The following is a 24,839-nucleotide window of genomic DNA, read 5'->3' as shown; positions in this document are numbered from 1 at the left end:
CGGAACAAGTGCGTAATTCTGCGTTACTGATAACGCGCCAGCCACCACCCGTAAGAAGGTGGCAGAACTTTTCCGGCATCTTTTACATGCAAAGTGCGTGCGGCTTCATACGGCCAGTGCGGGTTGGCAAGTAAGGGACGACCAAGCGTTACCAGATCCAGCGCACCTGTGCGGATGAGTGCATCAGCCTGTCGGCCTTCGCTAATGTACCATGAGGTTGTGACCGGCAGCGCGGCTTCCTGTTTTACGCGCTGAGCATACGGAGCCATAAACCCGGCACCCCATGGAATGTTGGCGTTGGGCGTGGAAAACCCGATGCTGACATCCAGAAAATCCAGGCCTACACCTTTCATTTTCTCAACAAGGGTAATGGATTCCGCCAGAGTTTGCTCATCTTGCCCGTCAAATTCAATCACGCCAAAGCGCGCAGAAAGAGGCAGGTTTTCGGGCCATACAGCGCGCACGGCTTCCAGCGTTTCCAGCAAAAAGCGGCCACGATTTTCAGCAGATCCACCATACTGATCTGTACGTTTGTTGGAGTGGGTGGACCAAAAGCTTTGCGCCAGATAACCGTGGGCAAAATGCAGCATCAGCCATTTAAACCCGGCATCTCGCGCACGTTCTGCGGCACGCACAAAATCGGCTTTTACACGGGCAATGTCATCCAATGTCATTTCCGTGGGCACGCGGGGCAGGTTGGCCCCAAATGCTATGGGAGAGGGGGCAATGGGTTGCCATCCTGCCGGGTCTGATTCCGGAATATGGTCATCACCTTCCCACGGCACGTGCGCGCTGGCTTTGCGGCCGGCATGGGCAAGCTGGATGCCCGGCACAGCGCCTGCTTTGCTGATAGCTGCTGTAATAGGGGCAAAAGCTGCGGCTTGCTCATCATTCCATAAGCCAAGGCAGTTGGGGGTAATACGCCCTTCGGGGGAAACGGCTGTGGCTTCCACCACAACAAGCGCTGCACCGCCGCGGGCCAGTGTGGGGTAATGCACGCTGTGCCAATCATTCGGCACGCCTTCTTGCGCCGTGTATTGGCACATGGGGCCAACCACAATACGGTTGCGCAAGGTAATATCTTTAAGGGTATAGGTATCAAACAGTGTCGGCATGCGTAGTCTCCGTTACGGATCAGGTCTGCACGACCATTAGTTCGACTATAATCGAACTAATCCTGAAGGCAAGAGTTAAGGGCTTGGGCACAACTCATGAAGCAGTATGATCATCCTGCCCCCGAAGAGTTCCAACTGGCGGGTATTCTGCACGCGCTGGCAGACCCTTTTCGGCTTTCTGTTGTGCAAAAGCTGATGCAGCATCAGCCTCAGGCCTGTGCACCATTGCAGGATGGGCGGCCCAAATCTTCCATCTCGCACCATTTTGCGGTGCTGCGTAAATCTGGTTTGTTGCGCACGGAAGTTGTGGGCGTGACGCATATGAACAGCCTGCGTTTGCAGGATATGGAAGCCCGCTTTCCCGGCCTGCTGGCAGCTATTCTGGCCGCTGCGGAGCAAGAGGAAATGCCTGATCCGCAACCAGCCTGATATATTGATCTGGGCTTAGGGCACCAGCACGGCGGCACCATCAAACCGTCCATGCCGTAAATCATCCAGCGCCTTGTTGGCGTCTTTTAAGGCGTATGTGGTTGTGGTGGTGTGAATGCCAATTTTGGGCGCGATGGACAGAAAATCCAACCCATCCTGACGGGTAAGATTGGCAACGGATACAATTTCGCGCTCTTCCCACAAGATATCATAAGAAAAAGCAGGTATTTCGCTCATATGGATACCTGCGCACACTACGCGCCCACCTTTACGCAGGGTTTTAAGGGCTGCGGGCACCAAGGCGCCTACAGGTGCAAAAATAATGGTGGCATCCAGTTGTTCAGGCGGCAGTTCGTCAGAACCTCCGGCCCATGTGGCTCCTAATTCGCGCGCAAAGGCTTGGGTTTTTGCATCACCGGGGCGGGTAAAGGCGTAAACCTGCTTTTTCTGCCAGACCAGAACCTGCGCAATAATATGGGCCGCAGCACCAAAGCCATATAACCCCACTTTTTGCGCATTTCCGGTTTTTACCAAGGAACGCCAGCCAATAAGCCCGGCGCACAATAGGGGGGCCACTTCTACGTCCGATCCTTCTTCCCCTAGTGGGAAGGCAAAACGCGCATCGGCCACGGCCATTGTGGCGTAACCGCCATCTCGCGTGTATCCGGTAAATACGGGGTGGTCACACAGGTTTTCATGATGATCGCTGCAATAAAAGCAGTGCCCACATGTGTGCCCAAGCCACGGAATACCCACGCGCTGCCCAACAGATAAAGAGGTAACGCCAGAGCCAATCTGATCAATCCGCCCGACAATTTCGTGGCCGGGAATAATGGGCAGCTTGGGGTGTGTGAGGTCTCCATCCACCACGTGCAAATCTGTGCGGCACACACCGCAGGCCAGCACTTTTACCCGAATTTCACCGGGGCCGGGCACCGGGTCTGGCACTTCCTCCCATTGCAAGGGTGTTTTGGGCTGGTGCAGACGCATGGCAAACATGGAGGTTTCCTTTCTGCGGTATCAAACCTTGGTATTTCTACCAGAACGAAGCCTACCCTGCGCAGGGGAATATAGGCTGTCTTTGATCTGTCGCAGTTTAAGGGCGTGTTTTTTAGTTCTGGCTTAAAAGAGGCACGGCGCGGCCGCCTGCGCCATTGGTAAATGCCTGCACCTGCACGCCAATAACGTGCCACCCGGCCTGATTATGAAATAGCAGGGGCGCACCACTGCTGCCATGCGTGCCAGCACAATCATGCACCAGTAAAGGGTTGCCGCCCTCATCTTGGGTTGTATTTAAAAAATGGCAGTTCTGATCAGCGGTAATAATATCAGGTTGATTTTGTTCATACCCACCCAATACAACAGGCATGCCGGGTGTTAGGGCCTGTAATGGGGTATCAATATGAAAAACCTCATCCGGCTTGGCAATGGCATGGTCCAGAATAAGCGTGGCATGGTCTAACCCGCCGCTATTACTTTCCTGATCCGTTCTGTAACCGGGGGGAATAATAATCTGCACAGCACGGGCGTGGGCCATGTAATGCTCACCCGTATAGGCACGTAAAAAATGCACGCTCTGGGGCTGTATAAACCCACGCACATGGCTCAGCCACAGGCAATGCCCGGCAGTTTCCACCACGTTAGGCGCAATCAGAAAACCGGTGCATCTGCTGCCCAGTTCTGTTTGCACACGCCCCACGGCAGACCAGGGCGGCTGCGTGGCATCTACTCTTTGGCGCGGATCATGTAGCCCTACACCAGCCAGATGTGTGCGATAGGCAGGGCCTTCTGCCAAGACTGCATGGCCCATAAAAGTGGCCTGCATGGCAGCGGCAAATGCCACCATGCAGGAAAAAAGAAGGTTACGCGCCATAACCCTGCGGGTGGTTTTTGCGCCAGTTGAAGGCTGTTTCCACAATCCGATCAATATCCGTAAACTCTGGTGCCCAACCGGTAGCTTCCATCAGGCGGGCAGGGCTGGCAACCAGGCTGGCCGGATCACCCGCACGGCGCGGGCCTGCCTGCCAAGGCACTTCCAGATTGCTCACGCGGCCCACGGCATCAATAATTTCACGGTTGGAATTGCCGCGCCCTGTGCCAACGTTAAACACCACGCTTTTATCATTCAGCAACGGCAATACGGCCAGATGGGCACGCGCCAGATCTGTAACATGCACATAATCACGGATGCAGGTGCCATCTGGCGTGGGGTAGTCCTCACCAAACAGGGTAAGGGCTGGGCGGCGCTTCAGGGCAGCATCAATAACCAGCGGGATCAGATGCGTTTCGGGGCGGTGATCTTCCCCCGCACGGCCAGCGGGATCAGCCCCGGCAGCGTTGAAGTACCGCAGGCACGCACTTTTCAGACCATGAATTTTATCTGCCCAGTACAGGGCGCGTTCCACCATATATTTGCTCTCACCATAAGGGGAGCCGGGGTTGATGGGGGCATCCTCGTTAATCGGGCCTTCCCCGGCGGAACCAAACAGGTTGGCGGTAGAGGAAAACACAAAGCGTTTCACACCATGGCGCACACAGGCATCAATCAGGCCAAAGCCGTAACCTGCATTGGCTGTCATGTACATCATGGGGTTCTGCATGCTTTCTCCCACCAGAGAAAGTGCTGCAAAATGCAAAATGCCATCCCACGGGCCGGAGGAAAGAACTTTATCCAGACAGGCAATGTCTGAAATATCACCTTGCACAAAAGTGGCCTGATCAGGCACGGCAGCGCGATGGCCAGTGCGCAGGTTGTCCAGCACAACAACGTCATGCCCATCATCCAGCAGGGCAAGCACAACGTGGCTGCCAACATATCCGGCGCCACCAGTTACCAGAAAACGTGCCATACTCTCTCTTTCGCTCCGTGCAATGTAAAAAGTCATATCCGGCTATCTTGTTAATGAGTCGGATAGAATATTTTGCTCAGTCTCTGTTTCAGAACGGTTTGAGCAAACGGTCAAGGTAATCCAGTTCCTGCTGCGGGCGTGTGCGGTCTGAATCTCGCCGCCTGAGTTCCTGCTCAATTTCTCTGGCGCGCTGGCGGGCCACGTTATCTGGAATGTGGGTGGAATCATCCTCGGTCTGATCCTTGCCTTCACCCAGTTTGCGGCCCAGCGGATCGCGCTTGCCGCCCTGTTGGTCTTCTTCCTCCTGATTTTCTGAGGAATCAGACGGTGTGCCAGAACCATTCTGCCCATCGGATGCACTGCCAGAACCGGAAGATCCATCAGACGGGCTGCCAAGCGCAGGCAAAAAGCTGGGGATACTGTTTTTGCCATTGCCCTTAACGGCATCCTGCATTTGTTGGCGGGTTTTGCGCAGGGCTTCCAATGCTTTTTCTTCAGCATTGGCGGCGGCGGCATCATCTCCATCGGCCAGCGCCTTGCGGGCATCCTGCATGCTTTTGCGGGCTTCATCAAAAGCGGCGGGGGTTTTGCCTGTCAGATCCTTAAATTCGTCTTTCAGCTCATCCAGCGCGTGTTCCAGCGCATGCTGCATGGCGCGTTCATTGCGGCGGGCTGCTGCCTGTGCCTCTGCTTTGGCAGGGTCGGGCATGGCTGGTGGTGTTTCGGGCTGCGCGGGCGGAGGGGGAGGCGCAGCCGGTGCGTTTTCCGAACCCGGCGGCATGGGCAGGCCTAAACGGCGCAACAGTTCGGATGTGGGCATGTTGGCGTAATCGGCCTCACCATCACCATCGTCTGCCAGATCACTTTGCTTTTGGGCCTGCGCTTTCAGGTTTTCATCAAGGCGAGATTGCGCATGATCCAACAGGGCAGTTTGTTTGCTGGCCAGATCATGCAGGGCGGCTGCCTGTTCACGCATTTTTTGCTGTGCCAACATCTGCTGCGCCAAGTTTGCCATATCCTGCGGTGTGGCGTTGCGCATGCGCTCGGTGGCGTTTTCCATATCCTGCAAACGTTTGAGCGCTTCATCCGCATGGCCATTGGTGGCATCGGACTGAAGTTGACGCATCAGGCGGGAAAAAGCCTGATTACCCGCGCTGGTAAAGCCCGGAAGATCGGGAATAACCGTATGATCTTTCATGGCCTGGTTGGCCAGTGCCTGCATTTTGCGGCTGATGGCGCTTTGCAGGGTTTTTAACCTGTCTTCCAGTTCCTGCTGGGCCTGTTGCCCTTGCTGCCCATCCTGGCGCATGTGCTGGAGTTGCTGTGCCACAGCGGCTTGGGCCGCACGTACATCAATAGATGCTTGAGCACTGGCATCATCCCCATTACGGCGGTCTTCTATATCCAGCGCCAGATCCCACAGCAGGTTTGTGGCGCCTGCGCGGGCAGTGGCGGTGTCTGTCAGACTGTCATCCAGCATGGCCACCACGCTGCTGAGTGCCAGTAACATGCCGGTATGTTCACGCACGGGGCCGGGGGCATCGGCCAGTGCTTCCAGATCTGATGCCGCATCCTGCCGGCTTTCCTGCCCCAGAGCAAAGCGTTTGCGTACATCCAGCAAAGCGCGAGCAATGGGGGAATGGAAGATGCGTGCGCCCATGCGGAATGTGGCAGAAGCGCTTTTGCCTTCATGCCCACTGACAGAGGTGGCAACCACCCGGCCGATTACGGTTTCACCCGCCCACGGGTCTTCCGACAGATCTGGGCTGATAGCGCCTTTTACAGATTTGGGGTGCCCAACAAGAGGCAGGGGAATGGTAAGCACGCGTTCTGGCCCATGTTTGGCATGTGCCAGATGCAACTCCACCTTAAGGGATGCCAAACCGTAGGCATGGCTGGCCTCATACGGCAGAAGTGTGCGCCATTCTTCCTTGCGGGGAGAACCGGGGTTAGGCCCCCATTTTACGCTAGGGTCTGCATCCGGCAAAACGGTAACAGGCCATTGGGCCAATGTGCGGCCACGGCCTGTAAGGCGTACGGTGCCAGAATGCTCCAACACCACATCCAGCTTCCAGCTATGGGCATCCAGCTTATGGCGTGTGGCATCATGCAGCACCATGCCGCCCTGTTCCCGCAAGGTGGGGTGGGAGGCCAAGCCTGTAACAATAGCGGTGAGGTGCGCCCCTTGTGGGGTTTGGGGTGGCGTTTTGATATTACCCAGAAAAACCGGGGCATCTGGCGCATAAGCGGGTGGGGTTATCCATGCCTCTACGCGTGGGAAGGGAACATCAGGGTCATCCCGCCCCGGAATAAACCCGGCAAGAATACGCCCCGGCGCGGAGGCCCCCGCAAGCCCGGCGGTGCCAGCAAGGGCTGCCACCAATACCCAAGCGCCAATCTGCCGTGTGCGGCCTTGTGGCCAAAGGCGCGGCCAACCGGCCCGCAACGTGCCGAGTGATGCCAGAATGCGCTGTTGATGTGCTTGCCATAAGGTGCTGGAACTTTGCGAGGCTGTGCCCGCAGGGTGGTCCGTTAGCGTAGCAAGGGGGCGGTTGTGGAGGCCGGATGCCTGTTCAATCCGCCGATCAACCTCGCTTGAGGTGGGGGGCGCAAGGTTTTCAATATCCTTGTGCAACCGCCAGCCACATAAGCTCAGCCAACTTGCCACCAGCAGCAGCCGCACACCATCTGGCAGGTGCTGAGGAATACGCAGCAAAGACGCCACGCAATAAATACCCAGCAGGGCAAGAGTGGGCTGCAACGCAGGCCACAACCGTTCTATCCGCAAAACAATGGTAGCGTGGCGGCGTGCGGTGGCAAGGCGCTCCGCCAGCGCTCCATCCTCAGCGGTGGAGGCGGTCAGGGATTGGTGCAGACCGCCTTGGTTCATGTGGCTTTGGCAAGGTGGGAGGGCACAGTTTCATCCTGCCACAGTTCTTCAACACTCTGCCTTTGGCGTATCACCTGCCACTGGCCATCTTCAACCAGAACTTCTGCAGCAAGCGGGCGGCTGTTGTAGGTGGAGCTCATAACCGCACCATACGCGCCTGTATCCAGCAGGGCTATACGTGCATTGCGTGCCAGAGGGGGCAAAAGCCTGTCCCGCGCAAATGTATCTCCACTTTCGCACACGGGGCCAACCACATGGGCCAGAGAAACAGGCTGGCTGAACGCCTGCGGTGCCAGCGGCAGAATACCATGCCACGCATCATACATGCTGGGGCGCAGCAGTTCGTTCATGGCCGTGTCCAGCACAAGAAAGGGCACATCCATGCCCTGTGCCTTACGCAGGATCACGCTGCTCAGCAGCACACCAGCCGGGCCAATGGGCCAGCGCCCCGGCTCAATAGCCAGCTTTACGCCCAGATCACCCAGTTCTGCCTTAATGGCACCGGCAAGGGCTTCGGGCTGGCCTTCGGTTTCATTGCGGTAGCAAATGCCAAGGCCGCCGCCACAATCCACAACGCTTACGGCATTGCCGGCGGCGCGCACGGTGCGCACCAGTTCCGCCACACGGGCATAGGCTGCACGATAAGGAGCCGTGGTTAAAATCTGGCTGCCAATATGGGTGGCAAACCCAACAGGCTGCACACCGGGAAGGGTGAATGCATGAGCATACAGTGCTGCGGCATCCTGAAACGGAATGCCAAATTTGTTGGCTGCCAACCCGGTTGTAATTTTGGCGTGGGTTTTGGCATCCACATCCGGGTTTACGCGCAGCGTAATGGTGGCCTGCTTGCCCAGCTTGCTGGCAATGGCAGAAATAGCTTCCAGCTCTTCCGCGCTTTCCACGTTAATCTGGCCAATGCCGTGGCTAATGGCCTGCTCCAGTTCGGCATCTGTTTTGCCAACGCCGGAAAACACAATGCGGCTTGCCGGAATACCGGCCTTTAGGGCGCGTGCCAGTTCACCACCGCTTACAATATCCGCCCCAAAACCTTCCTGACCGATCAGGGTAAGAATGGCCAGATGGTCATTGGCTTTCACGGCATAGTGGATGGAAACATCCAGCCCGGCAGTACGCATGGCAGTGTGCATGCGCCGCATACGTGCGCGCAGCGTGCCAGCCCCCAACACCCAGCAGGGCGTGCCAACAGAATCAGCTATGGCGTTCAGGGCCACGCCTTCCAGCATCAGCCCACAAGTGGGGTCAACCGTAAGCTGCGGGTGTGTTTTTAACAGTTCTGCCAGTGTTGGGTCGGCATCGGTATAAACAGGTGTTTCGGCCATGAGGCGTAAAAGCCCTGATTGTAAAAGAGGAGCAGGAGGCCACGCCAAGAAAAACTCGGCATGGCTGGTTACGAAGTGCGGTGCAGTATCAAACCAATATAATGCGCACTGTGGTCTTATTCATCCGGTGGGTACATCCGCGGGTAGGTAATTTTATTTTGCGGGCCGGGCTGATGTGGCGTGCCCTTTTTGCCGCAGGCTGCCAAAGGCAGAAACAAGATGGTGGCCAGCGCAAGGCCAAAAATCAGGCGGTAATTCATGGTTTACTGCCCCGCTGTGGTGGGTTCTGCACCCAGAGCTTTCAGCCAGCGCTGTGCCTGTGCGCTTACGTTGCCCGGTGCGGTGCCGCCTTCGCTGGTGCGTGAGGCAATGGAGGCATCTACGCTGAGAACCGAATAGATATCATCTGTAATGCCGGGTTCTTCTGCCTGCATTTCCTGCAATGTCAGATCTGCCAGCCCCACGCCTTTTTCTTCGGCTTTGGCCACTAGGCGGCCAGTTACGTGGTGGGCAGTGCGGAAAGGCACTTTCAGCACCCGCACCAGCCAGTCTGCAATATCGGTAGCGGTGGAATAGCCGGAACCTGCCAGTGCACGCATCTGGGCGGTGTTGGCTGTCATATCCCGCACCATGCCATCACATGCGGCAAGGGAGAGGGCTGCGGCATCCGTGGCTTCAAACACGGGTTCCTTATCTTCCTGCATATCCTTGGCGTAGGCCAGTGGCAGGCCCTTCATCACCGTCAGCAGGCTGACAAGGCTGCCTGTTATGCGGCCGGTTTTGGCGCGCACCAGTTCTGCTGCATCCGGGTTGCGCTTTTGCGGCATGATGGAAGAGCCGGTGGTGAACGCATCAGAAAGGCGAATGAAGGAGAAGGGGGAAGAGCACCAGATCACAATTTCTTCCGCCATGCGGGAAAGATGCATGGCCATGATGGACAGCGCAGAAAGATATTCCAGCGCGAAATCACGGTCGGAGACAGAATCCAGAGAATTGGCGGTGGGGCGGTCAAAATGCAGCAGTTCGGCAGTCATCTTCCGATCAATGGGGAAGGATGTGCCAGCCAGTGCGGCAGAACCCAGCGGGCATTCGTTCAGGCGCTTGCGTGTATCTGCCAGACGGCCCCGGTCACGCGCCAGCATTTCCACATACGCCATCAGGTGGTGGCCGAATGTTACGGGCTGTGCGGTTTGCAGATGGGTAAAGCCCGGCATGGGGGTGGCGGCGTGTTCTGCTGCCCGGCGGGCGAGGGAGCGCATAAGGGCGGCTACCTGCTGGTCCAGCCCATCAATGGCGTCACGCACCCACAGGCGGAAATCTGTTGCAACCTGATCATTGCGGGAGCGGGCGGTGTGCAGGCGTTTTCCGGCCTCACCAATCCGGTCAGACAGGCGGGCTTCGATATTCATGTGAATATCTTCCAGCGCTTCGGAAAAGGGGAAGTTGCCAGCCGCAATTTCCTGCCCGATTTCTGTCAGCCCCTTGCGGATGGTGGCTTCATCATCCTTGGAGATAATGCCCACATGCGCCAGCATGGCGGCATGGGCGAGGGAGCCGGCAATATCCTGCTTCCACATCACCTTATCAAAGCCGATGGAGGCATTAATGGCCTGCATGATCTCAGAAGGGCCACCGGCAAACCGCCCGCCCCACTGGACATTGGCGTTTTTCTGGTTTTCCGTTTCCGTGCTGTTCTGGCTGTTCAGAGACATTTTAGGCCCTAATTCCGTCCTGCTGCGTAAGATGTGCTCAGGCGTTGGCTTATACTGCCGCGGCGCGGATGCAAAGATGCCACAGTAATGTTGCGCGCCCTAGGGCGCAAATGCCGGTTTTGGCAAAGGGTGTGGCAGGGCCGATCCTGCGGCGGGGCTGTTCTGTGCGCTGCTGTGCGGGAAAGGGCTGTGCCCGGCGGCATTTCTCTGCTTAAAAGCAAGTGAAATTCAGGGAGTTCATGAACATGACAACACCACATAAGCTTACAACCTTTGCCGTGATTGATCCCGGCCCGAATGTGCTTTTGGAAGTTATTCGCGCAGAAAGCCCCGTTGTGGCTGTTGAGCGCCTGGAAGGTAAAATGCGTGGGCCGGAATATGTGGCAGCCCGCAGCTACGATGTTGGTGGCGAAGAATCGCTTGATGGCGCAGATCCGGCTTATCTGGTGTACGAACTGGATGATAGCGGGCTGGATGCAGAAGGCCTGACGGGGGAAGACGCAGGGCAGGTGCGTGCACAGGCAGATCTGGCTGCTGTTGTGGTATCTTCTGCCAAATAAGTTTTCAAACCCGAACAGGAGTGTTCTGCGGTATGGCGCAAAGGGTGGGGCGTTGCCCTGCTTTTTCCGCACCATGCCGCGCGATGCAGGAGGTGGAAAGGCATGTCTGTTGATCAGGTGCTGATGGCAGAAAGTTTTGTGGTGCATGGCCGGGATGAAGGTGGCCCCTTTGTGCTGGTAAGTGACCATGCAGGCCGTGCCATTCCGCCTGAACTGGGTGATCTGGGGCTAAGTGCGCACGAACGTGCGCGCCATATCGGCTGGGATATCGGCATAGATGGCGTGGGCCGCAAACTGGCTGACCTGCTGCCCGCTGTGTTGATTGAGCAGGTCTATTCCCGCTTGGTGATAGATTGTAACCGTGCCCCCGGCCACCCAACCTCCATCGTGCAGGTAAGCGATGGCACAACAGTGCCGCGCAACCAGAATATCTCGGCGCAGGATCGGGCATGGCGGGAGCAGACAATTCTGCACCCCTATCACGCCCGTATCCGGCAGGAACTGGATGCCCATGTGGCCGCTGGTCGCCAGACAGTGGTGGTGGCGCTACACAGTTTTACGCCATTCATGCACGGCAAACGGCGCCCGTGGCATGCCGGGCTTTTGCATAATCATGATTCCCGGCTGGCCCGTATCATGATTGCTCTTTTGCAAAAGGATGGCTTGGTGGTGGGGGATAACGAACCCTACGCCCTTACAGATACATCAGACTACACTATTCCCCAGCATGGTGAGCAGCGCGAACTGCCACATATTGAAATTGAAATCCGGCAGGATCTGATAGCCGATGATGCCGGGCAGACCGAATGGGCAAACCGTTTGGCCCGTTTGCTGCCACAGGCATGGCAGCAGTTTTGTGAACAGTATGGAGAAAACGCATGACCGCCACAGATACAGCCAAGCCGCAGATTATTACAGGCAAGGCCAAGCTGGCGGGTGTTCTGGGTTGGCCCGTTGCGCATTCGCGCTCCCCCGTGCTGCACAATTACTGGTTGCGGCGGTACGGTGTGGATGGCGCTTATGTGCCGCTGCCGGTTGAGCCAGATGCGTTTGTGGCGGCCGTTCTGGGCCTGCAGGCAGCGGGTTTTCGGGGCGCGAATGTAACCATTCCACACAAGGAAGCCGCCTTTAAAATTGCCGATGTGCTGGACCATTCCGCCCAGCGCGCAGGGGCCGTGAACACGCTTGTGTTTGAAGATGACGGCAAAATTCACGGCTACTCAACCGATGGCGCAGGGTTTGTAGCCAGCATGGAAGCCGCAGGCTTAAACCCGCCAAAACAGGCGCAGGCTCTGCTACTGGGTGCGGGCGGTGCCGCACAATCCGTGGCTGCCGCCTTGCAGGATTGTGGCCTGCGTGTTGCCGTAACCAACCGCACCCAAGGGCGGGCGGAAGAGCTGGCAAAAGCCCTGCCGGGGCTGGATGTGGTGCCATGGAATGCGTGGGAAGAACGCCTTGGCGCGTTTAGCTTACTGGTCAACACCACGTCTTTGGGGATGGAAGGTGGCCCAGATGCTGCGTTTCGGCCTTCCTTGGCGCATGCAGCCAAGGAACTGGTGGTGGCAGATATTGTATATGTGCCCCGCGTAACACCTTTGTTGGCCGAGGCTCAGTCTGCTGGTCTGCGTACTTTGGGCGGGCTTGGCATGTTGTTGCATCAGGCACGGCTGGGTTTTGAGAAATGGTATGGCGTGAACCCGGAAGTGGATGCCGCCACGGAAGCTTTTGTGCAGGAAAGTTTCTAAGGGCTACAGCAAGGGCATGAAAATTCTGGGCCTTACCGGCGGTATGGGCATGGGCAAAAGCACCGTGGCCACATTGTTGCAGCGTGCAGGCTTACCGGTGTTTGATGCCGATGCCGAAGTGCGCCGCCTGCAGGCAGATCATGGGGCCGCTTTGCCTGCCATAGCCCAACTGGTGCCGCAAGCCGTGCAAAATGGGCATTTGGATAGAGCCGTATTGCGGCAAGCTGTGATAAAACAACCGGCGTTGCTGAAAAAACTGGAACACATTATCCACCCCATGGTGCGGGCTGCGCGCACACGGTTTTTACGCACGCAACGCTTGCAGGGCGCGCGCTGTGTGGTGCTGGATATTCCGTTGCTGTATGAAACAGGCGCCCAGCGTGAATGTGATAATGTGCTGGTGGTATCCGCCCCACATTGGGTGCAGGCGCGGCGCGTGGCCAAAAGGCGGGGCATGCCACCGGCCGAGGCACGCAAGCTGATGGCTCGGCAAATGCCAGATGCCCAACGCGTGCGCCAGGCTGGCAAGGTTATCCGCACCGGCGGCAGTATGCGAGAAACAGAGCGGCAGGTGCGCCAGTTCATCAGGAGCCTGAGGGCATGAAAAGATCCATTCTGTTTGATACGGAAACCACGGGGCTGGACCCGGCAACGGGTGACAGGGTGATTGAAATTGCAGCTTTGGAACTGGTGGGAGACCTGCCAACCGGGCGGAGCTTTCACACGCTGATAGACCCTGAGCGCGATGTGCCGGAGGAAGCATCCCGTGTGCATGGCTTCACGCAGGCGGATCTGGAAGGCAAACCCAAATTTGCCGAAATTGCGGATGATTTTCTGGCCTTTGTGGGGGATGACCCACTTATTGCGCACAATGCCCGGTTTGACTTTGGCTTTATGAATGCGGAGCTCAAACGCGCAGGCAAAAAAACGCTGGATCTGGACCGTATGGTGGATACGCTGGATATGGCGCGTGAGCGCTTTCCCGGCATGCCCAACAGTTTGGATGCCTTGTGCCGCCGCTTTGGCGTAGATCTTTCTGCCCGAACCACCCATAACGCGCTGCTGGACTGCAAATTGCTGGCCGATGTGTATGTGGAACTTATGGGCGGCCGCCAGCATGGGCTGGGGTTGATGGCGGAAGATGGGCAACTGCCTTCTGTCATGTATGAAGGCCCCGTGAACCGCAAGGTTGTGCGTGTGCAGCCAACGGCAGAAGAACTGGCAGCGCATGCGGCATTTGTTGCGGGTTTGAAAGAGCCTGTCTGGGAGCTCTGACCGCACATTCAAACCGTGTCGTCAATTCTTGCGAAAAGGGCTTTGCAGGGGCGGGTGGGTATGCCATCCTTGATTCTATAAAACGTGACGAAATGTACAAAAATGTTTTGTCAGCCGTTTCCACCGCTTTTCACGCAACGGAAAAGGTAAGTTGTTTCAATGAATTCGGGGAGCCCTTTGATGCGTTCTGCATCCCGCCATTTTGCTGCTGCCTTGGCGCTGTGCGGAGCATGGTTCATGCCTGCGGGCGCAGAAACCATGCTCGGTCCGGTTACGGCAACAGTTACATTTAATACGCGTTCGGCGGATCTGGGCGTAGGATATACATGGGGCCGGGGTGTGCTGACATATGGCGGCCGCCAGTATCCGTTCGAAATCAAGGGGGCTTCCGCCATTGCTGTTGGGTATTCCTCTGGCCACAGTGTGGGCAAGGTGTACAACCTTCAGCGTATTGAAGATTTTGAAGGTACCTTCTGGGCACTTTCTGGTGAGGCCACAGTTGGCCGTGGCGTTGGCGGCCTGCTGATGGAAAATAATGATGGCGTGCGCATCCGGCTAGATGAATGTCGCTCAGGTGGGCGTATTGCGGCATCGCCTTCCCGCCTGACAATTCATTTGCTGAATAAGGTCGGCACCCCTGTTGCAACCGCACCGGTTGATCAGAAATCAGCCCACTAAATACATTACTCCCGCGCTTGCTGGTTTTAGTGGGTCAGCAGGCGCGTGGTGGTTTGTAGAATTGTTTTTTCATCAAACAGGCGCAAGGCGCGTTTTAGCCCGGCAGCGCCCATGTGCTGGCGCAAGCTTGGGTTCTGCACCAGCGTTGTAAGGGCTTCTGCCAGTTCTGCCGTGGTGCCGGGTGGCACAAGCAGCCCTGTTTCATGCGGCACAACCTGCTCGCGCGAGCCCCGAATATTGGTGGCCACAACAGGCAGCCCGCATAGCATGGCTTCGATAATAGACATGGGCAGGCCCTCAAAATGGCTGGGCAACACAAAAATGTCTGCTGCTGCCAGTAAGGCCGGAATATCTGCCCGATAACCAAGGCATTTTAGCCGTGGGCCAAGTGTTGCGCGTGCTTTGGCGAGGTATTCCCCCATATTGGCACCGTGGTCCGATGCCAGCCTTTCCCCCACAATCCATAATTCTGCATCTGGCACCTGCTCCATGGCGGCCAAGAGTTCTGGATACCCTTTGTGGCGCACAAGACGAGAGACAACAATAATGACCGGTGTTTGCGCAGGTGTGCCCAGTTCTGTGCGGATACGGGTTCTGGCTTGCGCATCTGGGTGAAAGCGGGCCGGGTCTCGCCCATTGCCAATAGCAACCGGGTGGGGGTGAATGTGCAGGCGTTTGGCATCCTGCGCTTCTTCACGGCTGACGGTCAGGTACACATTGGTTATGCGCCCACACAAAACTTCCAGCACCAATGCCAATCCGCGCCGTAGGCGGGAGCCGGGCTGGTTGAACAAAAAGCCGTGGCACGTATAGGCAATGCGCGGCACGCCGCACAACTTGGCCGCCGCACGCGCCAGAATGCCGCTAATGGGCATATGTGCGTGCACCAGATCCGGCTTTTCTTTTTTTATAAGCCGCACAAGCGCCCAAAAGGCTCGTAGCTGCGCGGGTATGGAAAATGAACGCGCAAAGGGCAGTGTTTCAACCCGAAACCCCTCGCTTCTGGGGTGTTGAAGCAAAGGGCCATCTGCACAAACGCCTATGACTTCATGCCCTTCTGCCCGTAACTCCCGCATGAGGGGCAGTAGAAAATGGGTGAGTGAAAAATCGACGTTTGTAATTTCCAGAATTTTCACGTCAGCCCATTACGCGTTCTTGAGGGAAAGCGACCAGCGGATAGGTGGTTTGCTTGGGGCCTGCGGCACAGGCGGGGGTGGCAGCAAGGTGTTTTCCAACCCGTGCGCCTCAGGGGTAGAAGGATCAGCCAACAGGCCAGAACCAACTTCTGGCACTACGGGCATCTGTTCTTCCGGCATATCGGGGGGCGTGGCGAATTCGGCGTCTTCTTCCGGTTCACTTTCGGGAGAAGAGTGTGCATCTTCATCGTTCTGATCGGGTTGTGCAGGGGTAAGCACGAATTGCCGCGTGGCCTCGCATTTTCCCTGCCCCAGATAAACGCTTTCTTCTATTTCAATATGCGCGTCAGACCAGAAGAACCATGTTTCTTCCGGCGTGTGCAGCAGGTAGCCATCTTCTTCCTGCTCAATGCTGACATCAGGATGCAGATGGAAGCGGATGCAAAGCGGCACCGGAATACTCACATCTTCCAGCTTTTCAATGCCTTGCAGAACCGTGCCGTCTTTATCCAGATAAATCTTACGAGAATACAGGCCACCGCCTTGGGGCTTGTAGCCATCATGCGTCATGCTCAGGCAATGCACACCATCCTGCACGGATGTTTGGCGTGTAACCTGTGGTTTTTGAGAAATACCGCCATTGGCATCAAACCGCATGGGGGTAAGGTCTGCCAGTTCCAGAACAGAATGTGCAGCCGGGTAACGCAAGGCTTCTGCCCAACCGCGCTGGATACTGCTGCCGCAATTTACAATCAGCCGTTGCCTGCCGGATGAAAATTCAAAGGACAACATGCCCGCATGTGCGCTGCCATCATAACCCGCAGGGGCGGCAGAGGCAGCATCGGCAATCAGCAAGGCGCGGCCGTTATTAAGGCGTGCAAAGCCAGATTCTGGCAGGCCAGCCGCCACAACGCGGGTGCGGGAGGCGCGGCTCAGCACGTGTTCGATAAACTGAGGGTTTTGTTCACAACTGCCATTAAACAGGGCCAGCCCACCATCTCCATGCCGCATGGCGCGCAGGGCTGGGGCGCTGCGGTTGGCAGCATCCAACACGCTGGTGGGCAAAGGCACGCGGGCAACCTGTAGAATATACAGCATTTCAGCCAGCTCGCGCACGCACTGCAACAGGTCTTCCGGGCAGCGGGTAATGTGGCCGCCATCGGGCAAAATCTGTTGGCTGATGGTGCTATCAATCAGGCGCAGATAACGGGTTAGAAATTCTGGATAATCAGGCAGGGAAACCGCAACAGCCAGCAGCCCCTTAAGGGCGGTAAGGGCACGCCAGCCTTTGGCTTCCTCTGGCATGAGCGCCATGATGGAACGGGCTTCCATAATGAGCGATGCCATAAGCTGCTGGCGGAAGGAATCATCTGCCGATGCAGCAAAAAACTCGTAACAACCCAGCCAAGCCGCCAAGCGCGCACCCGTTATGGATGGGTCTGAAATAGGCCGTTCTGCCGGGGTTTGCTCCATCCACTGGGCCACCAGCGTACGGGCCTTGATGCGGGCAGATTCAGCCCCCAGTTCACGCAGATCCTGCAACCACGTAAAACCCTGTAACCAACGGCGGTAGGCTTCTGGCCATTGCGGGTTATCCCATTCCCCTTCAATCAGAGGGCGTTGGGTGCCTTCAAAAAGTGTCTGGTTGCGAACAAGCTGTTCACCCCCAGCAGCGTTTCCTGACCACAGATCCCGCAATGCAACGGCAGGGGCTGCCGGCACGCGGGCAAACCCTCCCAATGGGTTGCGCATGGCGTAGGCAAGGCGGGCTCCGCGGGTCCAGCGACGCAGGGGCATTGGAAGTTCAGAACTCCATCAAGGCAGGTGTAGAAAAAGTTGTGATCGGGTTATGGCAGAATATTCATGCAAGGAATGACTTATTTGCCGGATGTGGCTTTATTTTGGCTTAGCAACATGTGCGCGCAAGGCAGCAATAGCGGCGGCATAATCTTTTTTGCCATATACGGCGCTTCCGGCAATGAGCACATCGGCGCCAGCATCTATGGCCAGCGGGGCGGTTGTGGCGTCTATACCGCCATCCACAGCCAGCCGGATATCGCGCCCGCTTTGGGTGATCATATCCCGAATGCGCCGGATTTTGGGAAGCTGGCTGGACAGGAACTTCTGCCCCCCAAATCCGGGGTTAACGGTCATCACCAGAATAATATCCACCAGATCCAGCACTTCACTAATGGCTTCGGGCGGTGTGGCGGGGCACAGCACAACGCCCGGCTTGGCTCCTAAATCCCGAATGCGCTGTAAGGAGCGGTGGGTATGCGGCCCGGCCTCAATGTGAATTAAAATCTGGTCTGCCCCGGCTTGAGCAAAGGCTTCCAGATACGGGTCCACAGGTGCAATCATCAGGTGCACATCAAATGGTAGATCAGAGCAGGGGCGCAGCGCCTTCACTACAGCAGGGCCGAACGAAATGTTGGGCACAAAATGCCCATCCATGACATCCAGATGCACCCAGTCTGCCCCAGCCTGTTTGAGTGCTGAAACTTCCTCTCCCAACCGTGTAAAATCGGCAGCGAGAACACTTGGGGCGATAAGGGGATAAGATACAGGGCGCATCCCCTGTTTATCGGCAATCCTACGCTTGTGCGCAACCGTATGTTTGGTCTTTTTTCAAACAGTTTTGCAAATGTTATGGGCGAATAAAGCGCGCGGCAAAAAATCCATCCATGCTGCCTTTGTCTGCCCACATTCCGGGGTGGGTGCGCAGCCAGCCTTCGGGGGTTCTGGCTTCTGGCAGAAAGGCTAGTTCTTCTGGCGTAAACGGATCTGGCACCAGCCCCATGGCTTCTGCGGCGCGGGCGCGGTCTGGCCCTTCTTCCTGCTGCAAGGAGCACACGGCGTAAACCAGCCGGCCACCGGGGCGCAGCATGTTTTTGGCGGCTTCCAGCAAACGGTCTTGCCCGGCGGTGAGTGTTGTTAAATCACGCGGGCGTTTTACCCATAAAACATCCGGGTGGCGGCGTGCCGTGCCTGTGGCGGAGCAAGGGGCATCCAGCAAAATGGCATCAAGCGGGGCATCGGGTTGCCACGTGCCAGCATCTGCTTGCAGGGTAGCAACATTGCCAAGGCCCAGGCGCGCCATATTTTCTTTTAGCCGCGCCATGCGGTTGGGGTTGTTTTCAATAGCAGCAACCTGCGCGCCGGTGACAGCAAGCTGTGCGGTTTTGCCGCCTGGCGCCGCGCACAAATCTGCGACTTTTTCACCTTCCTTCACGTTCAAGAGGCGCGCAGGAAGAGTGGCTGCTGCATCCTGAACCCAAAAAGCGCCTTCTTCATACCCAGCCAGATCAGCAACGCGCGTGCCTGCCGGATAACGCACAGACCCGTTGGGTAGAACACTTCCCCCCTCTGGCGCTGTGGCACCGGGGCGTAGGGTAATATCCAGCGGGGCTTCATGGCTAATTCCTTCAGCTATGGCGCGGGGCACGCCACGGCCTAGTACGCTCCATGAACTCCATAGCCATGCGGGAATGTTCAACCGTGCCTGATCCAGCCCTTCCAGCACGTTTTGCCCTTCTGCCGCTACCTTGCGCAGCACGGCATTGGCCAGCCCGGCAAATGGGGCCAGCTTACGCCGACGCAGCAGGGAAACAGTGGTGCCAACAGCCGCATGCGGCGGTGTTTCTAAAAACAGAAGCTGCGCACAGCCAATCATCAGCGCCACACGTACGGGTTCTGGCGGTTCCTTGCGTAAAAACGGTTCCAGCACAGTGCGCAGCGTGCCCATGTGGCGCAACGTGGCTGCGGCCAAACGGTGTGCTGCGGCTCTGTCTCTCGGTTCGGCCTTATGTGCCTCGGCAGAGCGGGAAAGGCTGTTTTCCAGCATGCGCCGGTGTTCCACCACGCCGCACAGAATATCAAAGGCGATATCGCGCGTAGGATCAGGCTGCGGAGGGGCAGGGCGGCCTTTTCCACGTTTTGGGGAACGGGGGGCGCGTGCTGGTGTGTTCATAAGACTGTCAGAACCGTTCAGGAAAACAGAAAGAGAAAAAGCGCCTTACCCAACAAGCAGGGCGCACTCTGCCGGAGCAGAAACAGGGCGTTGAAGCAGAAAATGGCGGAGCACCTGCGGGTAAAGCTGGTGTTCCTGCCGCAGAACGCGGGCCCCAAGAGTATCTGCGGTATCACCCGGCAGAACAGGCACAGCGGCCTGGCCCAGAATAGGCCCTTCATCCATGCCTTCTGTTACCAGATGCACAGTGCATCCATGCACGCGCACGCCCGCTTGCAGCGCACGTTCATGCGTATGCAGGCCGGGGAACACAGGCAGCAGGCTGGGGTGGATGTTCAGCATCCGGCCAGCCCATGCGCCGGTTAAAAATGGGGTGAGCAGGCGCATATAACCCGCAAGGCAGATAGCCTGAGCACCAGCTTCTGTCAGGGCTGCATGTACAGCACGTTCATGCGCTTCACGGTCTTTGCCAAAATCACGATGGTTGATGGCCAGCGTGCGCAGGCCCGCTTTTTTAGCCATTTCCAGCCCCGGTGCATCCGGGTTGTTGCTTAAAACAAGGCAAATGCGGGCAGGAAATGAAGGATCTTCACACGCGCGGATCAAGGCCGTGGCATTGCTGCCCCGGCCACTGATCAAAATGGCAATGGGTGTTTTTTCAACGCTCATGCTGCGCGAAAATCCGGCGTGGCCTGCATTTTCAGATCAGGCTTGGCAGTGGGGGAGGCTGCTTTGGCAATATGGCCAATGCGCACAGCCGGTTCACCCATATCATGCAGGCGGGCCAGAACGGCATCGGGTTCTGGGGTAATCAGGATCATGCCGATACCGCAGTTGAACACACGCAGCATTTCTTCTGTATCCACATTGCCGGTACGGGCCAGCCATTTGAATACAGGTGCCACAGGCCATTCCTGATCAATCACGGCATCCAAACCATCAGGCAGCACGCGGGGCAGGTTGCCGGGCAGGCCACCGCCAGTAATATGGGCTGCACCATGCAGCAGGCCTGCTTTATGCAAAGCCAGAACCGGGCGCACATACAGGCGTGTGGGTTCTAAAAATGCTTCACCAAGGGTTTTGCCCGGTGCAAAGGCTGCGGGGTCTGTCCATGCCAGATGGGCGTCTGCCACAATGCGCCGCACCAAAGAGAAGCCATTGGAATGCACGCCAGAGGAGGGCAGGGCAATAAGGGTATCACCTTCTGCAATGCCGGAGGGCAGAAGCGCGCCGCGTTCTGCCGCACCAACGGAAAAACCAGCCAGATCATAGTGCCCATCGGCATACATGCCGGGCATTTCTGCTGTTTCACCGCCTACAAGGGCGCAGCCAGACTGTTCGCACCCGGTGGCAATACCGCGCACAACCTTGGCTGCGCTGTTAACAGACAGACGGCCTGTGGCGAAGTAATCCAGAAAGAACAGGGGTTCAGCCCCCTGCACGATTAGATCGTTCACACACATGGCTACCAGATCAATGCCCACGGTTTCGTGCAGGTCATTATCAATAGCCAGTGTCAGCTTGGTGCCTACACCATCTGTGCAGGAAACAAGCACGGGGTCTTTAAAGCCGGCGGCCTTCAGATCAAACAGTGCGCCAAATCCGCCAAGGCCCCCCATTGTGCCGGGGCGGTCTGTGGCTTTGGCCGCCGGGCGAATGGCATCAACAAGGGCTTCGCCTGCTTCAATGTCCACGCCGGAATCACGGTAAGTGAGGCCGGAGGAAGGGGTGCTAGGTGAAGACGTCATGCGCGTGCTCTTGGTCCGAATGAGAATAAGGGTCGATGTGCGGGACAGGGTGGGTTAGGATTCCCGCTCGAGGACAGTCTTTACGGCAGGAGAAGCGGCGCGCAAAGCGGCATGACACGGATTGATGAAACAAAAAGCCCCTTAAACGCGCCTTCGGGTGGGCAAAAGCGCCAAAATGAGGCCAACGAGGCAGAACAGATTGCCTTGCCCTTTGCGCATCGCCCCCGATTCGGAAGGTCGGACTTTGTGGCAGCACCCTCCAATGCGGCGGCACGGGCATGGGTGCTGGATGCAGAAGCCGCGGCGCGTTGGCCAGAAGGCCGCATGGCCCTGTGGGGGGAAAGTGGCACGGGCAAAACGCACCTTCTTTCCATTTGGGCGGGCCGTTATGGCGCACCCATTATGGAGGGCAGCCGCCTGAACACGCATGAAGCCGCAATGCTGTTTGAGGATGGCGGGTTTCGTGCCGCTGCATTGGATAATGCCGATAAAGTGCCCAATGAGCGGGATTTGCTGCACCTTATCAATCTGGCGCGGGAACGGCGTGTGGCCTTGTTAATGGCAGCGCGCAGGCCACCAGCCCGCTGGCCGGTTGTGCTGCCAGATCTGGCAAGCCGTCTGCGGGCCACCGCGTCCGTACCGTTAGGCCCGGCGGAGGAGGGGCTGTTGCACCGCCTTTTGCTGCGGCTGTTGGCTGAACGCCAGATTGTGGTGGGGGCACAGGTTACAGAATGGCTGCTGCGCCGCCTGCCGCGCCGGGCAAGTGCCGTGCGCGATTGTGTGGCCATGCTGGACCAGGCCGCATTAGAATCGGGCGGGCGCATTACGCGCGCCTTGGCTGCGAATGTGCTGGAAAGTCTGCTGGCACGGGAAGAATAATGAATATATTCGCTTCAGACGTGTTGTGATGTTTCAGTTTTATGACATCATTCATCAGAATGATGAGCTGAACTTTTCGCGCCAGCCGTGTTTGCGTAAAGCTTTGCTTGCCCCAAGGCGGGAAACGGGGCGCATGATGCAGCACAAGGAAAGGAAGAAACGTGACGGCGCAGGATAAAAAAGAGCAGGCCCCTGTAAAAGCTCGTTCACCAGCCCGAAAAGCAGCGCCCAGAAAACCTTCTACCCGCCAACCGCGCCAGAGCAGAAAAACGGCAGAGCGGAAGATCACTCTGGAAATGCCGGAACGGTTTATTAACCGCGAGCTATCTTGGCTGGATTTCAACCAGCGTGTGGTGGAAGAGGCCGATAACGCCCGCAACCCCTTGCTGGAACGCCTGCGCTTTTTATCTATCAGCGCCAGCAATCTGGATGAGTTCTATTCCGTCCGTGTGGCCGGGCTTGTCGGGCAGGTGCGTGAGGGGCTGACCAAACTCTCACCCGATGGCCGTACTCCAGCCCAACAGCTTGAGGCTGTGCGTGAACGCTGCGCCCGCCTGTTGCGTGAACAGCAGCGAATCTGGACAGAACTGCGCGGCCTGCTGGCAGAAGCTGGCGTAGAGCTGTGTGAGCCAGATGCGCTGACGGATGCTGATAAGGAACATCTGGCCAAAATCTTTATGGACAGGGTGTTCCCGGTTCTTACACCTCTTGCAGTGGACCCGGCACATCCTCTGCCGTTTATCCCCAATATGGGTTTGGCACTGGGTTTGCGCCTGCTTTATGCAGATACGGGCTTGTTCGCCATGAACGCCCTTATTCTGCTGCCTGCGCAGATAGAGCGTTTTATTCGCCTGCCATCTCCCACTCCGGCAACGGATGCCGCAACCCCGCCAAAGGTGCGCTTCTTCCGTTTGGAAGATCTGATCACCCTGTTTATTGACCGTTTGTTTGACGGTCTGGAAGTGGGTGAAAGCGGCGTGCTGCGCGTGGTGCGTGACACCGACGTGGAATTTGAAGACGAGGCAGAAGACCTTGTCCGCTCCTATGAAACAGCATTGAAGCGCCGCCGCCGTGGTGTGGTGATCCATCTGGATATGGAAAAGCGGGTACCGACGGAACTGGCAGAAGCCATTGCCTCGGACCTTGATTTGCCGCCCGATGAAATTGCCGTGCATTCCGGCATGATCGGGGTGGTGGATCTGAAGCAGATGATTGTGGATGATCGGCCGGATCTGCTGTTCCCGCCCTACACCCCGCGCTTTCCCGAACGTATCCGGGATTTTAATGGCGATTGCTTTGCCGCCATTCGCGCCAAAGACCTGCTGGTGCATCACCCGTTTGAAAGCTTTGATGTGGTGGTGCAGTTCCTGCGGCAGGCCGCGCTGGACCCTAACGTCATTGCCATTAAGCAGACGCTGTATCGCACCTCGCGCGATTCACCCATTGTGAAAGCGCTGATTGAGGCGGCAGAAGCCGGCAAGTCCGTTACAGCCATGGTGGAATTGCGCGCCCGGTTTGATGAGGAAGCCAATATTCGCCTTTCCCGCGCGCTGGAAGCTGCGGGCGTGCAGGTGGTGTTTGGTTTTGCGGATTTAAAAACCCACGCCAAGCTCAGCCTTGTGGTGCGGCGTGAAGGCGGGCTTGTGCGCTCTTACGCACATTTTGGCACGGGCAATTATCACCCCATCACCGCCCGTATTTATACAGATCTTTCCTTCTTTACGTGTGATCCGGCATTGGCGCGGGATTCTGCACGCCTGTTCAATTACGTAACAGGCTACGCCATGCCTGCGCAGATGGAGAAAATTGCTTTTTCCCCCATCACCATCCGCAGCACGTTGAAGGAACTGATTCAGGAAGAAATTGATCACGTTAAGGCAGGTAAACCGGGCAGCATCTGGTTGAAGATGAATGCGCTGGTGGACCCGGAACTGATTGATTGCCTGTACAAAGCCTCCTGCGCTGGGGTGAAGATTGTAGGTGTTATCCGCGGCATCTGCTGCCTGCGGCCCGGAGTGCCGGGGCTTTCAGAAAATATCCGCATTAAATCCATTGTCGGGCGCTTTTTGGAACATTCGCGCATTTTTGTGTTTGGGAACGAACACCGCCTGCCATCGCGCTATGCCAAGGTCTTTATTTCCTCGGCAGACTGGATGACGCGGAACATGGACTGGCGTGTGGAAAGCATGGTGCCCATTACCAACCCCACCGTGCACGCGCAGGTTTTGGGCCAGATCATGGTGCCCAACATTCGCGATACCCTACAATCATGGATGCTGGAACAGAATGGAGAATGGCGGCGCGTAAACCCCGGAAACCGGCCTTTTTCCGCGCATGAATGGTTTATGACACATCCTTCACTTTCCGGACGCGGCTCCGCCGCGCATGACACACCCATCCGGGCCCCGGCATCTTTGACCTCTTCACAGGACTTGCTGATAGATTGATGTCTGAAATCATGAGCTTTTTTCTTGCGTCGGGATTATCTCATCCCCGTTGTTCCAAGCTGCGCA

General features: G+C 57.2%; 23 protein-coding genes. 9 read left to right on the top strand and 14 right to left on the bottom strand.

Annotation, left to right across the window (positions count from 1 at the left end):
* Positions 1 to 23: 23 nt before the first annotated feature.
* A complete protein-coding gene (locus QQM41_RS01865; protein ID WP_339077556.1) occupies positions 24 to 1,115 on the bottom strand; it encodes an NADH:flavin oxidoreductase/NADH oxidase in 1,092 nt (363 codons plus the stop codon).
* 96 nt (positions 1,116 to 1,211) lie between these two features.
* On the opposite strand from QQM41_RS01865, the gene QQM41_RS01860 reads away from it, so the two are divergent.
* Entirely contained in the window at positions 1,212 to 1,544 is a 333-nt protein-coding gene (locus QQM41_RS01860; protein WP_128105098.1) for a helix-turn-helix transcriptional regulator, read from the top strand.
* Positions 1,545 to 1,559: 15 nt separating this feature from the next.
* Here QQM41_RS01860 and QQM41_RS01855 read toward each other — a convergent pair whose 3' ends face one another.
* From QQM41_RS01855 to argH, 7 genes are all read right to left on the bottom strand, one after another.
* Positions 1,560 to 2,543, bottom strand: coding sequence for a zinc-dependent alcohol dehydrogenase family protein (locus QQM41_RS01855; RefSeq protein WP_003627279.1), 984 nt, complete (start codon positions 2,541 to 2,543; stop codon positions 1,560 to 1,562).
* Positions 2,544 to 2,655: 112 nt separating this feature from the next.
* A complete protein-coding gene (locus tag QQM41_RS01850) occupies positions 2,656 to 3,390 on the bottom strand; it encodes a trypsin-like serine protease (protein ID WP_339078136.1) in 735 nt (244 codons plus the stop codon).
* Between the two features lie 16 nt (positions 3,391 to 3,406).
* Positions 3,407 to 4,393, bottom strand: a complete 987-nt coding sequence (gene galE, locus QQM41_RS01845; RefSeq protein WP_012812739.1) for a UDP-glucose 4-epimerase GalE — start codon at positions 4,391 to 4,393, stop codon at positions 3,407 to 3,409.
* A gap of 88 nt (positions 4,394 to 4,481) precedes the next feature.
* Complete coding sequence (locus QQM41_RS01840) at positions 4,482 to 7,283, bottom strand: DUF4175 domain-containing protein (RefSeq protein ID WP_339077555.1); 2,802 nt, start codon at positions 7,281 to 7,283, stop codon at positions 4,482 to 4,484.
* Positions 7,280 to 8,623 carry a diaminopimelate decarboxylase gene (gene lysA / locus QQM41_RS01835; RefSeq protein ID WP_339077554.1) on the bottom strand — a complete coding sequence of 448 codons (1,344 nt, stop codon included), beginning with the start codon at positions 8,621 to 8,623 and terminating at the stop codon, positions 7,280 to 7,282. Before lysA ends, QQM41_RS01840 begins: the two co-directional genes overlap by 4 nt.
* Before the next feature lie 116 nt (positions 8,624 to 8,739).
* Positions 8,740 to 8,883 carry a hypothetical protein gene (locus QQM41_RS01830; protein ID WP_019089984.1) on the bottom strand — a complete coding sequence of 48 codons (144 nt, stop codon included), beginning with the start codon at positions 8,881 to 8,883 and terminating at the stop codon, positions 8,740 to 8,742.
* Positions 8,884 to 8,886: 3 nt separating this feature from the next.
* On the bottom strand, positions 8,887 to 10,335 hold the full coding sequence (argH, locus tag QQM41_RS01825; protein ID WP_339077553.1) for an argininosuccinate lyase: 1,449 nt from the start codon (positions 10,333 to 10,335) through the stop codon (positions 8,887 to 8,889).
* A 239-nt stretch (positions 10,336 to 10,574) separates the two neighbouring features.
* On the opposite strand from argH, the gene QQM41_RS01820 reads away from it, so the two are divergent.
* From QQM41_RS01820 to QQM41_RS01795, 6 genes are all read left to right on the top strand, one after another.
* The gene (locus QQM41_RS01820; protein ID WP_003625146.1) at positions 10,575 to 10,895 is read left to right on the top strand and encodes a hypothetical protein; all 321 of its coding nucleotides are present in this window, start codon (positions 10,575 to 10,577) and stop codon (positions 10,893 to 10,895) included.
* Positions 10,896 to 10,997: 102 nt separating this feature from the next.
* Positions 10,998 to 11,777, top strand: a complete 780-nt coding sequence (locus tag QQM41_RS01815) for an N-formylglutamate amidohydrolase (RefSeq protein ID WP_339077552.1) — start codon at positions 10,998 to 11,000, stop codon at positions 11,775 to 11,777.
* Complete coding sequence (locus QQM41_RS01810) at positions 11,774 to 12,640, top strand: shikimate dehydrogenase (protein WP_339077551.1); 867 nt, start codon at positions 11,774 to 11,776, stop codon at positions 12,638 to 12,640. The genes QQM41_RS01815 and QQM41_RS01810 overlap by 4 nt, the downstream gene beginning before the upstream one ends.
* Positions 12,641 to 12,656: 16 nt before the next feature.
* The gene (gene coaE, locus QQM41_RS01805) at positions 12,657 to 13,244 is read left to right on the top strand and encodes a dephospho-CoA kinase (RefSeq protein ID WP_339077550.1); all 588 of its coding nucleotides are present in this window, start codon (positions 12,657 to 12,659) and stop codon (positions 13,242 to 13,244) included.
* Complete coding sequence (gene dnaQ / locus QQM41_RS01800; protein ID WP_050819520.1) at positions 13,241 to 13,915, top strand: DNA polymerase III subunit epsilon; 675 nt, start codon at positions 13,241 to 13,243, stop codon at positions 13,913 to 13,915. Before coaE ends, dnaQ begins: the two co-directional genes overlap by 4 nt.
* Before the next feature lie 159 nt (positions 13,916 to 14,074).
* The gene (locus QQM41_RS01795) at positions 14,075 to 14,593 is read left to right on the top strand and encodes a hypothetical protein (protein WP_012812746.1); all 519 of its coding nucleotides are present in this window, start codon (positions 14,075 to 14,077) and stop codon (positions 14,591 to 14,593) included.
* Between the two features lie 26 nt (positions 14,594 to 14,619).
* On the opposite strand, the gene QQM41_RS01790 is transcribed toward QQM41_RS01795, so the two are convergent.
* From QQM41_RS01790 to purM, 6 genes are all read right to left on the bottom strand, one after another.
* On the bottom strand, positions 14,620 to 15,729 hold the full coding sequence (locus QQM41_RS01790; protein ID WP_339077549.1) for a glycosyltransferase family 4 protein: 1,110 nt from the start codon (positions 15,727 to 15,729) through the stop codon (positions 14,620 to 14,622).
* A 9-nt stretch (positions 15,730 to 15,738) separates the two neighbouring features.
* Positions 15,739 to 17,526: a heparinase II/III family protein gene (locus QQM41_RS01785; protein ID WP_339077548.1), complete on the bottom strand. Its 1,788-nt coding sequence runs from the start codon at positions 17,524 to 17,526 to the stop codon at positions 15,739 to 15,741.
* 99 nt (positions 17,527 to 17,625) lie between these two features.
* Entirely contained in the window at positions 17,626 to 18,303 is a 678-nt protein-coding gene (rpe, locus tag QQM41_RS01780) for a ribulose-phosphate 3-epimerase (protein ID WP_050819523.1), read from the bottom strand.
* A gap of 73 nt (positions 18,304 to 18,376) precedes the next feature.
* The gene (locus QQM41_RS01775) at positions 18,377 to 19,699 is read right to left on the bottom strand and encodes an RsmB/NOP family class I SAM-dependent RNA methyltransferase (protein WP_050819524.1); all 1,323 of its coding nucleotides are present in this window, start codon (positions 19,697 to 19,699) and stop codon (positions 18,377 to 18,379) included.
* A 45-nt stretch (positions 19,700 to 19,744) separates the two neighbouring features.
* Positions 19,745 to 20,368, bottom strand: coding sequence for a phosphoribosylglycinamide formyltransferase (gene purN / locus QQM41_RS01770; protein WP_003628267.1), 624 nt, complete (start codon positions 20,366 to 20,368; stop codon positions 19,745 to 19,747).
* Positions 20,365 to 21,447 (bottom strand): phosphoribosylformylglycinamidine cyclo-ligase, encoded by a 1,083-nt coding sequence (gene purM, locus QQM41_RS01765; protein WP_339077546.1) that lies wholly within the window; start codon positions 21,445 to 21,447, stop codon positions 20,365 to 20,367. The genes purN and purM overlap by 4 nt, the downstream gene beginning before the upstream one ends.
* A 111-nt stretch (positions 21,448 to 21,558) precedes the next feature.
* Between purM and QQM41_RS01760 the strand changes: the two genes are divergently transcribed.
* On the top strand, positions 21,559 to 22,326 hold the full coding sequence (locus tag QQM41_RS01760; protein WP_003625165.1) for a chromosomal replication initiator protein DnaA: 768 nt from the start codon (positions 21,559 to 21,561) through the stop codon (positions 22,324 to 22,326).
* Positions 22,327 to 22,487: 161 nt separating this feature from the next.
* Entirely contained in the window at positions 22,488 to 24,773 is a 2,286-nt protein-coding gene (locus tag QQM41_RS01755) for an RNA degradosome polyphosphate kinase (protein WP_339077545.1), read from the top strand.
* Positions 24,774 to 24,839 lie beyond the last annotated feature (66 nt).

Source organism: Acetobacter sp. AC2005 (assembly GCF_037901235.1).
In the GTDB taxonomy this organism is placed as follows: domain Bacteria; phylum Pseudomonadota; class Alphaproteobacteria; order Acetobacterales; family Acetobacteraceae; genus Acetobacter; species Acetobacter oryzoeni.
This window is presented reverse-complemented; position numbering and strand designations above follow the sequence as displayed.

Excerpts from the sequence above, each read along its gene's own strand:
- QQM41_RS01840 (WP_339077555.1), bottom strand. The coding sequence starts at position 7,283 with ATGAACCAAGGCGGTCTGCACCAATCCCTGACCGCCTCCACCGCTGAG.
- purM (WP_339077546.1), bottom strand. The coding sequence starts at position 21,447 with ATGACGTCTTCACCTAGCACCCCTTCCTCCGGCCTCACTTACCGTGAT.
- QQM41_RS01860 (WP_128105098.1), top strand. The coding sequence starts at position 1,212 with ATGAAGCAGTATGATCATCCTGCCCCCGAAGAGTTCCAACTGGCGGGT.
- QQM41_RS01775 (WP_050819524.1), bottom strand. The coding sequence starts at position 19,699 with ATGAACACACCAGCACGCGCCCCCCGTTCCCCAAAACGTGGAAAAGGC.
- argH (WP_339077553.1), bottom strand. The coding sequence starts at position 10,335 with ATGTCTCTGAACAGCCAGAACAGCACGGAAACGGAAAACCAGAAAAAC.
- QQM41_RS01785 (WP_339077548.1), bottom strand. The coding sequence starts at position 17,526 with ATGCCCCTGCGTCGCTGGACCCGCGGAGCCCGCCTTGCCTACGCCATG.
- QQM41_RS01820 (WP_003625146.1), top strand. The coding sequence starts at position 10,575 with ATGAACATGACAACACCACATAAGCTTACAACCTTTGCCGTGATTGAT.
- rpe (WP_050819523.1), bottom strand. The coding sequence starts at position 18,303 with ATGCGCCCTGTATCTTATCCCCTTATCGCCCCAAGTGTTCTCGCTGCC.
- QQM41_RS01850 (WP_339078136.1), bottom strand. The coding sequence starts at position 3,390 with ATGGTGGCATTTGCCGCTGCCATGCAGGCCACTTTTATGGGCCATGCA.
- coaE (WP_339077550.1), top strand. The coding sequence starts at position 12,657 with ATGAAAATTCTGGGCCTTACCGGCGGTATGGGCATGGGCAAAAGCACC.
- galE (WP_012812739.1), bottom strand. The coding sequence starts at position 4,393 with ATGGCACGTTTTCTGGTAACTGGTGGCGCCGGATATGTTGGCAGCCAC.
- lysA (WP_339077554.1), bottom strand. The coding sequence starts at position 8,623 with ATGGCCGAAACACCTGTTTATACCGATGCCGACCCAACACTGGCAGAA.
- dnaQ (WP_050819520.1), top strand. The coding sequence starts at position 13,241 with ATGAAAAGATCCATTCTGTTTGATACGGAAACCACGGGGCTGGACCCG.
- purN (WP_003628267.1), bottom strand. The coding sequence starts at position 20,368 with ATGAGCGTTGAAAAAACACCCATTGCCATTTTGATCAGTGGCCGGGGC.
- QQM41_RS01760 (WP_003625165.1), top strand. The coding sequence starts at position 21,559 with ATGACACGGATTGATGAAACAAAAAGCCCCTTAAACGCGCCTTCGGGT.
- QQM41_RS01865 (WP_339077556.1), bottom strand. The coding sequence starts at position 1,115 with ATGCCGACACTGTTTGATACCTATACCCTTAAAGATATTACCTTGCGC.
- QQM41_RS01795 (WP_012812746.1), top strand. The coding sequence starts at position 14,075 with ATGAATTCGGGGAGCCCTTTGATGCGTTCTGCATCCCGCCATTTTGCT.
- QQM41_RS01855 (WP_003627279.1), bottom strand. The coding sequence starts at position 2,543 with ATGTTTGCCATGCGTCTGCACCAGCCCAAAACACCCTTGCAATGGGAG.
- QQM41_RS01815 (WP_339077552.1), top strand. The coding sequence starts at position 10,998 with ATGTCTGTTGATCAGGTGCTGATGGCAGAAAGTTTTGTGGTGCATGGC.
- QQM41_RS01810 (WP_339077551.1), top strand. The coding sequence starts at position 11,774 with ATGACCGCCACAGATACAGCCAAGCCGCAGATTATTACAGGCAAGGCC.
- QQM41_RS01830 (WP_019089984.1), bottom strand. The coding sequence starts at position 8,883 with ATGAATTACCGCCTGATTTTTGGCCTTGCGCTGGCCACCATCTTGTTT.